Here is a 15,000-nt window from a genome sequence, read left to right as displayed (position 1 = left end):
TGCCAATCGAACCGCTGTTTTCGGTCCGATACCTGGCAACTTCATAAAACTATCGATTAGTTTTGATATTGGCTCTGGATAATGCATGTATCAATATCCCCCTAGAACATTCCACCTGGTAAGTTTAAGCCTTTTGTAAATTTACCCATTGTAGAGTTTGATAGCTCATCGGCCTTTTTAAGTGCATCATTTGTTGCAGCTAACACTAAGTCTTGTAACATTTCGATATCTTCTGGATCTACAACTTCTTCTTTAATCTTCACTTCAAGAATTTGCTTGTGACCATTTGCAATAACTGTAATCATTCCGCCGCCAGCTGTACCTTCAACTGTTTTTTCACCAAGCTCTTCTTGTGCTTTCGCCATGTCTTTTTGCATCTTTTGCATTTGTTTCATCATGTTATTCATATTTCCCATTCCGCCACGCATCATAATTAATTCCTCCTAATTATTATTACTCTTTTATTTCAATGAGTTCTTGTCCTACTAATTTCACTGCCTCTTCTATAAGAGGGTCTTCCTTTTTCTCCGGGCTTTCTTCAGACTCTCCACCTTCACGTTGTAAAAAGTCTTCACGGATTTTACCCCATTCACTTTTTGGAATGGCAATCATATTTAACCTTTTACTTAGCAATTCAAATAAAGCTTGTTCTACTGTATCCATAGCTTCTCGATTTTCGCTCGCCATTTTACAGTGAATCTCATATTGAAATGCTAAAACGTAAGTGTCATCTGAAGCTGCCACTGGTTCACTATTTTCTAGTAAAACAGCAAACGCTACTTTGTTATATGATTTGAGTCTTCCTAACAACTCACCCCATACAGCTTTTAATTGTTCTAAATCTTGACGCTTCGCTTGTTTTAATACTTCATTTACACGCCCGATAGGAATCTTCATACTTCCTGTTCGTACGGGTTTTGGTGTTGCACGTGTCTCTCTTACTTCCTGTTGTACACCAGCTGGCACACCGTTCTTTTTGACTTGCTCTAACTCTTTCTCCAATTGCTGCATCCTGTTCATAATTGCTTGCAAACGATCCGTACCGTTTGCTTGCATCATAAACTGTTGACACAACTGCACCATAACAACTTCTAAGAAAATACGCGGATGATTTGTCCACTTCATTTCCTGTTGTCCCTTACTAAGGGTATGAATAATCTCATAGATCACTTCCGGTTGCATTTCTTCACTCAACTTACGGAATTGATCATCTACAATTACTCGTTCCAACATATGTTCTAGTTGCGGTGAAGTTTGATATAAAAGCATATCACGATAATAGTAAATGAAATCCTCCATAAAACGAACTGGATCCTTCCCTTTACTCATCATTTCATCTATGATCTGTAATGCTCTTGATACATCATTTTCACGTATGCATTCTACTAAATTGCCTAAGTATTGCTGAGAAACAGATCCTGTTACCGCCAATACATCTTCTGTCGTAACAATCTCATCACTATAAGATATAGCCTGATCAATAAGACTAAGCGCGTCACGCATACCACCTTCAGCAGCACGTGCAACAATTTGTAATGCTTCATCTTCCACTTGCGTACCTTCATTCGTCACGACTGTTGATAATCTCTCAACAATATCATTCACTGATATTTTTCGGAATTCAAAACGCTGACAACGCGAAATAATTGTAGGCGGGATCTTATGAGGTTCTGTTGTCGCCAAAATAAAGATAACATGTCCTGGCGGCTCTTCTAAGGTTTTTAAAAGCGCATTGAATGCACCCATAGAAAGCATGTGAACTTCATCAATAATGTATACTTTATATTCTACAGCACTTGGAGCATATTTTACTTTATCTCTAATATCTCGAATTTCATCTACACCGTTATTTGAAGCCGCATCAATTTCTAATACATCTGAAATGGATCCTTGTGTAATTCCTAAACAAGAAGGACATTCATTACAAGGTTCAGCTACCGGAGCATGTTCACAGTTAATTGCTTTTGCAAATACTTTTGCAATTGTCGTTTTTCCTGTTCCCCTCGGACCAGAAAATAAATAAGCATGTGAAACTTTCTCTTGAAGAAGGGCATTTTGCAACGTTTTTGTCACGTGCTTTTGACCGACTACATCTTCGAACTTTTGCGGTCTCCATGTTCGGTATAACGCTTGGTATGACACGAAAATACGGCCTCCCTCAAAGGTTATTATCTCATTTATTATAACCCATTCTGTTTATAGATTCCAAAAGTTATTTTCTATACAAAAAACTCACCTTTGTATTAAGGTGAGTTTTGTATACATATATAACTGCCGTGCACCCTCCGTCGATTACGTACCATAAGCGTTACTCAAGCAGTTAGCTCGGTTCAGGCACTCCTGCGGCACACGAGAAGACCCGCTTATTGCTGCTTCCTTCCGGACCTGACAAGGTTCACGGGGTCCCGTTGCGCAGGACCCAAACGTCAACACCACTTACTTAAGGCAGACCTTACAGCAACATAACCTCGAGAGGGGATTCGGCCTCGCTAGAGCGGATTGCGAGTATAGGGCACCGCTACCTCCCCGCTTAGCACGGCAAAGTTAAAACCAATATTCGGTTGCCTTCATTAAAGGCATTATCAGTATAACTTGTTTCTTTATAAAATGCAAATACGTTAGTTCCCATTGCTTTTCTCCAATTTTTTTATCGCTTTTCTTTTTTTACGAAGCTCTCTAAAAAAGTTTGTTAACAACGTACCGCATTCTTCCTCAAGTACACCAGTTACTACTTCACATTGATGATTGAATCGTTCATCCGTTAAAAGATTCATCAATGTCCCTGCACATCCGCCCTTCGGATCACTTGCACCATATACAACTCGCTTCACTCGCGATAAAACAATTCCACCCGCACACATTGGACAAGGTTCTAATGTTACATACAATGTTGCATCTTCTAAACGCCATGTCCCTAATTTTTTACACGCCTCATCTATCGCTAGCAACTCAGCATGAGCTATTGATCTTTGCTCAGTTTCCCTTAAATTATGAGCAACACTAATTACCTCACCATCTAACACTATAACTGCTCCAATTGGTACTTCCTGCATTTCCTCCGCCTTTTTAGCTTCTTCTATCGCTAATTGCATAAAATAAATATCTCGATCTTGTTCCATAACATAGTCCTTTCATTACAAATAAAGTACACTTATTTCCATTTACTGCACAGGGGATAACTTTTACAAATTCAATCCACCCTAAAAGAAAAAGAGAGGGATTACATATGAAAAATACCGCCTTGCTCATTATCGATATGATTAATGATTTTCAATTTTCCCACGGACCCATTCTAGCTCAAAAATGCGAAACTATAACAAACCCTATTTTACAATTAAAGAAAAAAATGAAATCCTTCGGCTATCCTATAATTTACGTTAATGACCATTATCAACTTTGGAGATCTGATATCGACCAACTTATTACTCATTGTACAAATAAATATAGTGAAAATATAATTCATAAGATTGCTCCAAGTTCTGATGATTACATTTTTATTAAACCACATTATTCCGCTTTTTATGAAACACCTTTAAATTCATTACTAGGTTATTTAAAAATAGAAAATCTAATATTAACAGGAGTTGCCGGGAATATATGCATCCTATTTACAGCTAATGATGCTCATATGAGAAATTATAAATTGTATGTACCACAGGATTGTATCGCCTCTAACAACGACCAAGATAATATACATGCTTTAAAAATAATGGAAACTACATTGAAAGCAAATATAACATCGTCATCCAAAATAAAATTTAATTAATACATATATCTATTTTCTAACTTTTTATATCAAATTAACCCACTCGCTTCCCTCTTGTGCTACAATAATTCTGTTTTGTGTTTTTAGTAGTCACGGTAAATCACTGATTGAAAGGAGGAAACAGCGTGACCGGAGTACCATTTATCACGGTTGAAGGACCAATTGGTGTTGGAAAAACTTCACTTGCGAAGGAAATTTCAACTCACATGCAACTCCACTTACTAAAAGAGATTGTTGATGAAAATCCCTTTTTAGGAAAGTTTTATGAAGACATCGACGAATGGAGTTTTCAAACAGAGATGTTCTTTCTTTGTAATAGATACAAACAATTAGAAGATATTAACATAAAGTATTTGAATCAAAGGAAACCAGTAGTAGCAGATTACCATATCTTTAAAAATTTAATTTTTGCATCCCGCACATTAAAAGACTCTCAATATGACAAGTACATGCAAATTTATCGTATCCTTACACAAGATATGCCTGTGCCAAATGTCATTGTTTATTTAACAGCTAGCCTAGAAACATTGCAAAAACGAATCGCCTTGCGCGGAAGAGAATTTGAAAAAAACATGGATCCAAATTACTTACTACAGCTCACAAAAGATTATGAAACAGCAATGGATACTTTTAGAAAAGATCATCCGGAGATACCAGTATTGAAATTTAATGGAGACGATATGGATTTTGTAAAAAATCCTGATGATTTAAACGTCATCCTATCTGCCCTTCAAAATACTCTCTTAAAGGAGTCGAAATAATAATGAATTTAAGGCAAAAATATGATATACCCAATGATGCAGTAATCACTATCGCCGGAACGGTAGGTGTGGGTAAATCAACTATGACAACTGCATTAGCTAATGCTTTAGGTTATCGCACATCATTTGAAAAAGTAGATTCCAATCCATATTTGGACAAATTCTATGCGGACTTCACTCGCTGGAGCTTCCACCTACAAGTGTACTTTTTAGCAGAACGATTTAAGGAACAAAAAAGAATTTTTGAATATGGTGGCGGTTTTGTTCAAGATCGTTCCATTTACGAAGACACTGGAATTTTCGCAAAGATGCATCATGAAAAAGGTACAATGACGGAAACTGATTATGAAACATACAAAGGTTTATTTGACGCTATGGTCATGACTCCTTACTTCCCTCATCCAGACTTATTAATTTACTTAGAAGGTTCTTTCGATGATATTGTCGATCGCATTCAAGAACGTGGGCGCCCAATGGAACAGCAAACACCAATTGAGTACTGGAAAGAAATGCATGGACGTTATGAAAACTGGATTAACAACTTTAATTCATGTCCTGTATTACGCTTAAATATTAATGAGTACGATATTTTAAAAGATGGTGATTCAATCGAACCAATCATTAAAAAAATTGGCCATTTTTTAAAACAAACACGTAAACTTGTAAAATAAAAAACCCGTGCATATGCACGGGTTTTCCTATTAAATTACTTCTTCTTTGTTGGAGCAATAATTTCACTCTCAGGTTTTCCTGCGTTAATACGCTGACGAACAGTACTTGTACTAATATCGTATGCTTCAGCAATCTCTTTAACAGTCATTTCTTTCCCGTTAATTACTGCCGTTAATACTTTACCTGTACGTTTTGGAGCTGCCTCTTTCTTTACAGCTGGTTTTTCAACCTTTTTTGGTGCCTCTACTTTTGTCTCAGCTTGCTTTACATCACAAGTGCAACCACAAAGTTTACGGAATGTATCATCGCTTATAATGCGTGACACATTTGCACCACTGTTTAAAATTCTATTGTTCTTACAGACAGGACATTGTACATAATATAAAGTTTTTCCATCTAAAGGAAACGTTTGTATAATAAGATCCATGTTGACTCCTTTCATATCTATGAAGATAATCATCGGAATATGAGTGTGTAATAAGGACAAAATTACCTTACACCATACTTTATGATTGGTTTTAAAATAAAAACTCGTTACGTGTTGGTAACGAGTTCTCCAATCTCCACTTATATGCGCTGTTGTCAATTATATCTGGAGGAGGTAGAGGGATTCGAACCCCCGCGCGACTCTCGCCGCCTGTCGGTTTTCAAGACCGATCCCTTCAGCCAGACTTGGGTATACCTCCATATTGACATCAAATATAATATCAAAAGAAAAACAGTTAGTCAACCCTACTAAAATAAATTATGAGGAAAGGAAAATTTTACTTTCCCCTTCCTACATTACAGTACTGACAACGCTCATAATTACCAATCACTCATACCGATGAATGTTTAAATTTACTTAATAACTGTTTTTCCTCCCATATAAGGGCGAAGAACTTCTGGAATTATAATTGTACCATCTTCTTGTTGGTAGTTTTCTAAAATAGCTGCAACCGTACGTCCAATTGCAAGACCAGATCCATTTAATGTATGGACATGTTCTGGTTTTCCATTTGGCTCACGGCGGAAACGGATATTTGCACGTCTCGCTTGGAAAGCTTCAAAATTACTACAAGAAGAAATTTCACGATATGTGCCATAGCTTGGAATCCATACTTCAATATCGTATTTCTTCGCTGCTGTAAATCCTAAATCGCCTGTGCACATGCTCATAACGCGATATGGCAACTCTAATAATTGTAACACGCGTTCTGCATCATTTGTTAATTTTTCTAACTCTTCATAAGAATCTTCTGGTTTTACGAACTTCACAAGCTCTACTTTATTGAACTGATGCTGGCGAATTAAACCGCGTGTATCGCGACCAGCTGAACCTGCTTCAGAGCGGAAGCAAGAGCTAAATGCAGCATATCTTATAGGCAATTGCTCTTTATTTAAAATCTCATCCCGATGCATATTCGTTACAGGTACTTCAGCTGTTGGAATTAAGAAATAATCTTCACTTTCAATACGGAATGCATCTTCTTCAAACTTTGGAAGTTGTCCTGTTCCTGTCATACTTGCACGGTTTACCATATATGGAGGTAATACTTCTTCATATCCATGCTCATCAGTATGAAGATCAAGCATAAAGCTAATTAAAGCACGCTCTAATCTTGCACCAGCACCTTTGTAAAATACGAAGCGGCTTCCTGTTACTTTCCCAGCGCGTTCAAAATCTAAAATTCCTAAATCAGTAGCAAGATCCCAATGTGGTTTTGGTTCAAAAGTAAATTCTTTCACTTCTCCCCAAGTACGCGCTACTACATTATCATCCTCTGTTTCACCGACTGGAGCAGACTCATGAGGGATATTTGGAATAGATAACATTAATCTTTCTAAGTCTTCTTCAACTGTGCGAAGTTCGTTATCAAAATCCTTTACTTTTTCTCCAACCTCACGCATTTCTAAAATTAGAGCTTCTGCATCTTTCTTTTCGCGCTTTAATACAGAGATTTGTTGAGACACTTCATTACGTTTACTTTTTAATTCTTCTGTCTGAACAAGTAGTTCTCTTCTTCTCGTATCAAGTTCTTCAAAACGTCCGAAATCAGTTAGATCTTCACCTCTATGCTGTAATTTCGCTTTTACTTCTTCAAAGTTTGTACGTAAAAATTTAATATCAAGCATTATATACTCCTCCTTTTATTTTATAAAACACAAAAAACTCCCGTCCCTATATAAAGGGACGGGAGTTAACCCGCGTTGCCACCCTAGTTGAAAGCATTACCGCTTTCCTCTCAAGTAGAAATAACGGCTCTTCACCGGGAATGCTTACTAATCCAAAAGATGTTCCACATTCCATTCCAGGATGGATTCACAAACTGTTTCTATCGATTTCCACCAACCATCGACTCTCTATAAGAAACAACATTTGTTACTATTTCCTATCAACACGCTTATTTTATAAAATTGTTACCATCAATTTACTATAATCTTATACAAGTTGCAAGTTACTTATACAACTTTTTTCATTTTCGCTTCTTTTACCATTTCAACAAAGTATGCTGTGACACGATGATCATCTGTTAATTCCGGATGGAATGAAGCAGCTAAAAACTGATCTTGTCTTACCGCTACCATTCGGTCACCATGCTTAGAAAGCACTTCAACATTATCAGCTACTTCTACAACATACGGCGCACGGATAAATACACCAACGAAGTCTTCACCCACGCCTTCAATTGAAAGCGCAGCTTCAAAACTATCCTTTTGGCGTCCGAACGCATTGCGCTCAACTGTAATATCCATAGCACCAATATGTGCTTCTTCATAGCCAATAAGTGTTTTCGCAAGAAGAATCATCCCTGCACATGTACCAAACATTGGTTTACCAGACTTTGCAAATGTGCGAAGTGGTTCCATGAAAGCATACTTATCAATAAGACGGCGCATTGTTGTACTTTCACCGCCTGGTAAAATAAGACCATCAATCTCTTCAAGTTGCTCTATACGCTTTACAACAACAGCTTCGGCACCACTTGCTTCAACTGATTTTACATGTTCACGAACTGCACCTTGAAGACCTAGTACACCGATTTTCACCATTTTAAAGTTCTCCTTTAATTACCATCCACGCTCTTGCATGCGTTGTTCTGGTAATAACGTTGAAATTTCGATACCTTTCATTGCATTACCTAACCCTTTAGAAAGGCTTGCAATTAGTTCGTAATCTTCATAATGAGTCGTTGCTTCAACGATTGCACGTGCAAATCTCTCTGGGTTTTCTGATTTGAAGATACCAGATCCAACAAATACCCCATCAGCACCAAGTTGCATCATTAATGCAGCATCTGCTGGTGTTGCTACACCACCTGCCGCAAAGTTTACAACTGGTAAGCGACCAAGACGTTTAATTTCAAGTAATACTTCGTAAGGAGCACCAGTATTTTTTGCATATGTCATTAACTCATCTTCACGTAGACTCGCAACTTGACGGATTTCTGCATTGACTTGGCGCATATGACGCACTGCCTCTACAATGTTTCCTGTTCCTGGTTCACCTTTTGTACGAAGCATAGATGCACCTTCTGCAATACGACGTGCAGCTTCTCCGATATCACGGCAACCACATACAAATGGAACTGTGTAATCACGTTTATTTAAATGGTACACTTCATCAGCAGGAGTTAATACTTCACTCTCATCGATATAGTCTACCCCTAATGATTCTAATACACGTGCTTCTACAAGGTGACCGATACGGCATTTTGCCATAACCGGAATTGACACTGCACCCATAACTTCTTCAACGATTGTTGGGTCTGCCATACGAGAAACGCCACCTGCTGCACGAATGTCTGCTGGTACACGCTCTAATGCCATAACGGCAACTGCGCCTGCCTCTTCTGCAATTTTTGCTTGTTCAGCGTTAATTACGTCCATAATAACGCCGCCTTTTTGCATTTCTGCCATTCCACGTTTTACACGCTCTGTCCCTGTTACATTTGTCATGTACAAAAACCCCCCTAGGTGAATTGCTTTCCCCCGTTAAAGGCGAAAATTAAGAATACTCTTACATTCTACCACTAACTATCAGATGCTTGTCTACTACTTTTTCATAAAGTCGGTATGAAAAATAGGAATAAAAAAAAAGCCCCTACCATGAGGAGCTTTTAAAACCAACCTTTTACTGTATCAACAGCACTATTCCACATACCACTAAAGAATGAACCAATTCCGCGCATAGCACGAGTAAACCAGTTTGCTTCTTCTACTTCAGATGTTGTTACAAGATCCACTTGCAACGACTTACCAGTTAAAAATCCAGGGTCGTTTGTATCTTTTGGCGTAATTACCATTTGACCAAGCGCAGCTCCCTTTTTAATAGGTGCTTCTTGTCCCTTACTTGATTCTTTTAATTCTGTTTTATAAACATCTTTACTTCCTTTTGGCACTGGAAGTGAAATAGCTTGTTTCGTTTGAACTGCTACATCTTTATCTTTCGCATTTTCTACTCTTACTGTTTCTTGTCCTTTTACTGAAGAACCTTTTTTATACATTTGTTTCACTTCAAAGTTAGCAAATCCATAATCATATAGCTTCTTTGTTTCATCAAAACGTGCTGTATGAGAACTTGTTTTAATAACTACAGAAATAAAACGCATACCGTTTCTTTCAACCGTACCAGTGAAGCAATCTCCTGCTTCTGGAGTTGAGCCTGTTTTCAGACCATCTACGCCATCATATTCTTTAACTAAGCCCTTTAACATCCAGTTCCAGTTTGACATTGCAAACTTCTCTTTTTCTGGACGGAATTCTTTTTTAGGAATTTTTGCTGTATCTAACACTTTTGGATAATCTTTAATTAAATGTTGTGCTAAAGTTGCAACATCCTTTGCAGACATTTTATTTTCTTCATCCGCTGTTGTTCCTTCAGGATGCATTCCCTTTAAATCTTTATTCGTTAAACCTGTAGAATTGACAAATTTATAATTTTTCAATCCTAGTTCTTTCGATTTATCATTCATCATTTTTACGAAATCTACTTCTTTACCTGCAATTGCTTCTGCTAATGCAATTGTTGCACCATTTGCAGAAAAGATTGCCATTGCCTCATATAACTCTTTTACTGTATAAGAGCCACCATTTTCTAACGCAACATTTGATAATGAAGCATCTTGTGAAACCTTATATGCATATTCAGAAACCTTAATTTTCTGGTCCCACTTAAGTTTTCCTTTATCCACTGCTTCATGAACTAAATATTCACTCATCATCTTTGTCATACTAGCAATGGATAATAATTCATCTGCATTCTTTTGATATACAATTTTCCCAGAATTCGCTTCTACTAAAATTGCCGCACCTGCTTCAATGTTTAAAGCGGCTCCTGTTTCAGCTGATGCATTGCTATATGGCATAAAAATGCTACAAGCTAGTGTAATCACTGTTACCAAAGCAATGAATCTTTTGCAAAACATACCTTTCACTTTTGTTACCCCCAATATCTATGTACTCACATAACCGTTATTCTAACATAATCAAAAAAAAATAGACAGAGATATCAAATCTCTGTCTATTTGTATATAAGACATTATAATGAGTAGTTTGGAGCCTCTTTTGTAATTTGTACGTGATGAGGATGGCTTTCACGTAAGCCAGCACCTGACATACGAATGAATTGTGCATTCTCGCGTAAGAATTCTAAATCCTGTGCCCCGCAATATCCCATACCCGCACGTAAGCCACCAACTAATTGGTGAACTGTATCTGCTAAAGGTCCTTTATATGGCACTCGTCCTTCGATACCTTCTGGGACAAGTTTTTTATTTCCTTCTTGGAAGTAACGATCTTTACTTCCTTTTTCCATCGCACCGACAGAACCCATACCACGATACACTTTAAATTGACGACCTTGGTAAATTTCAGTTTCTCCAGGACTTTCGGCAACACCAGCAAACATACTACCTAGCATAACAACATGTGCTCCTGCTGCTAAAGCTTTCACCATATCACCAGAGTACTTAACACCGCCATCAGCGATAACTGGAATACCGTGTTTACGAGCTTCGGTTGCACAATCATAAACTGCTGTTAATTGTGGTACACCAACACCAGCTACAACGCGTGTTGTACAAATAGAACCTGGTCCAATACCAACTTTAACTACGTTTGCACCAGCTTCAATTAATGCTTTCGTTGCTTCAGCTGTAGCAACATTTCCAGCGATGATATTTAATGATGGATATTTAGCACGAACTTCTTTTACCTTATCAATAACACCTTTAGAATGCCCATGGGCTGTATCAAGTACAATTGCATCTACACTAGCTTTTACTAATGCATCTATACGAAGCATAGCATCAGCTGTTACACCAACTGCTGCTCCAACTAATAAGCGTCCTTGCTTATCCTTAGCAGAGTTTGGAAATTCAATTACTTTTTCAATATCTTTTATTGTAATAAGCCCTTGTAATACACCGTTATTATCAACAAGAGGGAGTTTTTCAATTTTATACTTTTGTAGGATCTTTTCAGCTTCTTCCAGTGTAGTACCAACTGGAGCTGTAATTAACTGTTCTTTTGTCATTACGTCAGAAATTTTGATTGAGTAGTCTTGGATGAAACGCATATCACGGTTTGTAATAATACCAACTAATTTTCGCTCATCTAAATTATTTACAACCGGTACACCTGAGATACGATATTTTCCCATAAGATGTTCTGCATCATATACTTGATGTTCTGGAGTTAAGAAGAAAGGATCTGAAATAACGCCGCTTTCAGAGCGCTTTACTTTATCAACTTGCTCTGCTTGTTGCTCAATAGACATATTCTTATGAATAATTCCTAAACCACCTTGGCGAGCCATTGCAATAGCCATGTCAGCTTCTGTTACTGTATCCATTCCTGCACTAATTAACGGGATGTTTAGCTGTAAGCTTTCAGATAAAACTGTTTTAACACTTACTTCTCTTGGTAATATATCTGACCTAGCTGGTACAAGTAATACATCATCAAAAGTCAAACCTTCTTTAACAAATTTAGATTCCCACATAATTGTTCCCCCTATGATACCAGAAATTATTATTAGTAGCTTATCAATTGGTTAAAATACTGTCAAGGACGTATATATATGTTAGAATTTTTAGAAAATAAAAGGAGCGTAATATATGCATCAAACATCTTATACTTGGCAGCAGTTAAGTTTCTTTTTTTCATCTCAAAATGTACAACGTTATCTTGCCCGTTGTTATGAAAAATCCTCTATTCAGGATGCCGAAAAAAAAAGTTTTGAAAATTGTTATCCCTTTATTTATTACCTAGAACACGGGAAAAATTATTATGAATTATATAAGAAAGCTCCATTTTCTATTCAACCAATGTTGTTATTTTATGGAATTAGTCAACTTTTTAAAGCATGTCTACTAACCATTGATCCTAACTATCCTGAATCCACTACTGTTTTAGCTCATGGCGTTACAACTCGCAAACGAAAAAAACAAGGGTATCAATTTTTAGAAGATGAGGTGAAGATACAAAAAAACGGATTGTTTACTCATGTTGCAGAACAACTGTTTCACATGAAACACTTAGAAGCAGAAAAATTTAACATGCTAGAACTAATGGGAAATATTCCAGAATTACAAAATTTGTTTCGCTATAGTCAAAAAGGATCACCTTTATATAAAATCGATTCAACGATTAAAAATGAGCTCTCCTTTTCAGTCAACCTACTAGATCGATTACATATGACTAAAGAGAGATTTTCTCGCTACATTGAAACATCTTGTAAGCATTTATCAATGCGACACGTACCTGAGAAAACTAATGAATCGAATTTACTTTTTACGGCGCCCATTCAATCATGGAATCCTATGTACAGTACTCCTTTATACTATGAACATCTTACTAATACTTATTATTTACCACTTACGACTGATCCTAGAAATCCTAAGCCAGTATTACCTGAACTCCTTGTTCATTATTTATTGCTCTATAATTTAAGCATGATTTCTAGGTATGAAACAGATTGGTGGTATGACTTACTTGGAAGCTATGGCTCTGAAGATTATCCATTTATTTATCAATTTCTTAATATTTCTGCTCAAAAAATCCCTTACTATATTTCATCATTTTTACTAACAGAACCTAACCTATTTCATGGGAAATAAAAAAACACAAGTCAAAAGACTTGTGTTTTTAGTTGCTTGGCGACGTCCTACTCTCACAGGGACAAGGTCCCAACTACCATCGGCGCTAGAGAGCTTAACTTCCGTGTTCGGTATGGGAACGGGTGTGACCTCTCTGCCATCATCACCAAACTATGAAGGCATATTCCTTCAAAACTAGATAACATTGCTACATATTATATGGTTAAGTCCTCGATCTATTAGTATTCGTCAGCTCCACATGTCACCATGCTTCCACCTCGAACCTATCAACCTGATCATCTTTCAGGGATCTTACTAGCTTACGCTATGGGAAATCTCATCTTGAGGGGGGCTTCATGCTTAGATGCTTTCAGCACTTATCCCTTCCGCACATAGCTACCCAGCTATGCCCTTGGCAGAACAACTGGTACACCAGCGGTGCGTCCATCCCGGTCCTCTCGTACTAAGGACAGCTCCTCTCAAATTTCCTACGCCCACGACGGATAGGGACCGAACTGTCTCACGACGTTCTGAACCCAGCTCGCGTACCGCTTTAATGGGCGAACAGCCCAACCCTTGGGACCGACTACAGCCCCAGGATGCGATGAGCCGACATCGAGGTGCCAAACCTCCCCGTCGATGTGGACTCTTGGGGGAGATAAGCCTGTTATCCCCGGGGTAGCTTTTATCCGTTGAGCGATGGCCCTTCCATGCGGAACCACCGGATCACTAAGCCCGACTTTCGTCCCTGCTCGACTTGTAGGTCTCGCAGTCAAGCTCCCTTATGCCTTTGCACTCTACGAATGATTTCCAACCATTCTGAGGGAACCTTTGGGCGCCTCCGTTACACTTTAGGAGGCGACCGCCCCAGTCAAACTGCCCACCTGACACTGTCTCCCGGGTCGATAAGACCCGTAGGTTAGAATTTCAATACAGTCAGGGCGGTATCCCACCAGCGCCTCCACCGAAGCTAGCGCTCCGGTTTCAATGGCTCCCGCCTATCCTGTACAAACTGTACCAAAATTCAATATCAGGCTACAGTAAAGCTCCACGGGGTCTTTCCGTCCTGTCGCGGGTAACCTGCATCTTCACAGGTACTATAATTTCACCGAGTCTCTGGTTGAGACAGTGCCCAAATCGTTACACCTTTCGTGCGGGTCGGAACTTACCCGACAAGGAATTTCGCTACCTTAGGACCGTTATAGTTACGGCCGCCGTTTACTGGGGCTTCAGTTCAGAGCTTCGCTTACGCTAACCCCTCTCCTTAACCTTCCAGCACCGGGCAGGTGTCACCCCCTATACTTCGCCTTACGGCTTCGCAGAGAGCTGTGTTTTTGCTAAACAGTCGCTTGGGCCTATTCACTGCGGCTTTCCGTTAAGAAAGCACCCCTTCTCCCGAAGTTACGGGGTCATTTTGCCGAGTTCCTTAACCAGAGTTCTCTCGCACACCTTAGGATTCTCTCCTCGCCTACCTGTGTCGGTTTGCGGTACAGGCACCTTTTATCTCGCTAGAAGCTTTTCTTGGCAGCGGGGAATCAAAGACTTCGCTCCATAAGGAGCTTCCCCATCACAGCTCAGCCTTTACGATAAGCGGATTTGCCTACTTATCAGCCTAACTGCTTGGACGTGCACAACCAATCGCACGCTTCTTCTATCCTTCTGCGTCCCTCCATTGCTCAAACGATAAAGAGGTGGTACAGGAATATCAACCTGTTGTCCA

At 38.6% G+C, this 15,000-nt stretch carries 14 protein-coding genes, 1 tRNA gene, 2 rRNA genes, 1 other RNA gene and 1 other annotated feature (2 of these 19 running past the window's edge); of the genes, 4 read left to right on the top strand and 14 right to left on the bottom strand.

Features of this window, described 5'->3' with window-relative positions:
* From recR to tadA, 5 genes are all read right to left on the bottom strand, one after another.
* Positions 1-87: the 5' portion of a recombination protein RecR gene (gene recR, locus BCG9842_RS00130; RefSeq protein ID WP_000559169.1), read on the bottom strand. The gene continues 510 nt to the left of window position 1, outside the view; only the first 87 of its 597 coding nucleotides appear in the window; the start codon lies at positions 85-87; its stop codon lies off the left edge, out of view.
* Between the two features lie 14 nt (positions 88-101).
* Complete coding sequence (locus BCG9842_RS00125) at positions 102-428, bottom strand: YbaB/EbfC family nucleoid-associated protein (protein WP_014894853.1); 327 nt, start codon at positions 426-428, stop codon at positions 102-104.
* A 25-nt stretch (positions 429-453) separates the two neighbouring features.
* Positions 454-2,142: a DNA polymerase III subunit gamma/tau gene (gene dnaX / locus BCG9842_RS00120; RefSeq protein WP_000121560.1), complete on the bottom strand. Its 1,689-nt coding sequence runs from the start codon at positions 2,140-2,142 to the stop codon at positions 454-456.
* 132 nt (positions 2,143-2,274) lie between these two features.
* Positions 2,275-2,539, bottom strand: an RNA gene (ffs, locus tag BCG9842_RS29015) — signal recognition particle sRNA large type.
* 79 nt (positions 2,540-2,618) lie between these two features.
* The gene (tadA, locus tag BCG9842_RS00115) at positions 2,619-3,119 is read right to left on the bottom strand and encodes a tRNA adenosine(34) deaminase TadA (RefSeq protein ID WP_000434341.1); all 501 of its coding nucleotides are present in this window, start codon (positions 3,117-3,119) and stop codon (positions 2,619-2,621) included.
* 107 nt (positions 3,120-3,226) lie between these two features.
* Between tadA and BCG9842_RS00110 the strand changes: the two genes are divergently transcribed.
* From BCG9842_RS00110 to BCG9842_RS00100, 3 genes are all read left to right on the top strand, one after another.
* Positions 3,227-3,766, top strand: a complete 540-nt coding sequence (locus tag BCG9842_RS00110; RefSeq protein WP_000798738.1) for an isochorismatase family cysteine hydrolase — start codon at positions 3,227-3,229, stop codon at positions 3,764-3,766.
* 125 nt (positions 3,767-3,891) lie between these two features.
* Positions 3,892-4,527 (top strand): deoxynucleoside kinase, encoded by a 636-nt coding sequence (locus BCG9842_RS00105; protein WP_000148217.1) that lies wholly within the window; start codon positions 3,892-3,894, stop codon positions 4,525-4,527.
* Positions 4,528-4,529: 2 nt separating this feature from the next.
* Complete coding sequence (locus tag BCG9842_RS00100) at positions 4,530-5,198, top strand: deoxynucleoside kinase (RefSeq protein ID WP_001053585.1); 669 nt, start codon at positions 4,530-4,532, stop codon at positions 5,196-5,198.
* A gap of 35 nt (positions 5,199-5,233) precedes the next feature.
* On the opposite strand, the gene BCG9842_RS00095 is transcribed toward BCG9842_RS00100, so the two are convergent.
* The 7 genes from BCG9842_RS00095 to guaB form a co-directional block, all read right to left on the bottom strand.
* Entirely contained in the window at positions 5,234-5,626 is a 393-nt protein-coding gene (locus BCG9842_RS00095; RefSeq protein ID WP_000364195.1) for a DUF3797 domain-containing protein, read from the bottom strand.
* Positions 5,627-5,792: 166 nt separating this feature from the next.
* Positions 5,793-5,885, bottom strand: a tRNA-Ser gene (locus tag BCG9842_RS00090).
* A 154-nt stretch (positions 5,886-6,039) separates the two neighbouring features.
* Positions 6,040-7,314, bottom strand: a complete 1,275-nt coding sequence (gene serS / locus BCG9842_RS00085; RefSeq protein WP_000884174.1) for a serine--tRNA ligase — start codon at positions 7,312-7,314, stop codon at positions 6,040-6,042.
* A 51-nt stretch (positions 7,315-7,365) separates the two neighbouring features.
* Positions 7,366-7,587, bottom strand: a binding site (T-box leader).
* Between the two features lie 54 nt (positions 7,588-7,641).
* A complete protein-coding gene (gene pdxT / locus BCG9842_RS00080; RefSeq protein WP_000238785.1) occupies positions 7,642-8,232 on the bottom strand; it encodes a pyridoxal 5'-phosphate synthase glutaminase subunit PdxT in 591 nt (196 codons plus the stop codon).
* 18 nt (positions 8,233-8,250) lie between these two features.
* A complete protein-coding gene (pdxS, locus tag BCG9842_RS00075; protein WP_000186158.1) occupies positions 8,251-9,138 on the bottom strand; it encodes a pyridoxal 5'-phosphate synthase lyase subunit PdxS in 888 nt (295 codons plus the stop codon).
* A 161-nt stretch (positions 9,139-9,299) separates the two neighbouring features.
* Positions 9,300-10,607: a D-alanyl-D-alanine carboxypeptidase DacA gene (gene dacA / locus BCG9842_RS00070; RefSeq protein WP_127057751.1), complete on the bottom strand. Its 1,308-nt coding sequence runs from the start codon at positions 10,605-10,607 to the stop codon at positions 9,300-9,302.
* A 113-nt stretch (positions 10,608-10,720) separates the two neighbouring features.
* Positions 10,721-12,184 (bottom strand): IMP dehydrogenase, encoded by a 1,464-nt coding sequence (gene guaB / locus BCG9842_RS00065; protein ID WP_000264089.1) that lies wholly within the window; start codon positions 12,182-12,184, stop codon positions 10,721-10,723.
* A 115-nt stretch (positions 12,185-12,299) separates the two neighbouring features.
* Here guaB and BCG9842_RS00060 point away from each other — a divergent pair, with 115 nt between their 5' ends.
* Entirely contained in the window at positions 12,300-13,301 is a 1,002-nt protein-coding gene (locus BCG9842_RS00060; RefSeq protein WP_000554296.1) for a YaaC family protein, read from the top strand.
* A 34-nt stretch (positions 13,302-13,335) separates the two neighbouring features.
* On the opposite strand, the gene rrf is transcribed toward BCG9842_RS00060, so the two are convergent.
* A 5S ribosomal RNA gene (gene rrf, locus BCG9842_RS00055) occupies positions 13,336-13,451 on the bottom strand.
* A 48-nt stretch (positions 13,452-13,499) separates the two neighbouring features.
* Positions 13,500-15,000: ribosomal RNA gene (locus BCG9842_RS00050) — 23S ribosomal RNA — on the bottom strand; it runs 1,421 nt beyond the window's last position.

The organism is Bacillus cereus G9842 (assembly GCF_000021305.1).
GTDB lineage: Bacteria > Bacillota > Bacilli > Bacillales > Bacillaceae_G > Bacillus_A > Bacillus_A thuringiensis_S.
Note: the sequence above shows the minus strand (reverse complement) of the source record. Positions and strands in the feature narration are given on the sequence as shown.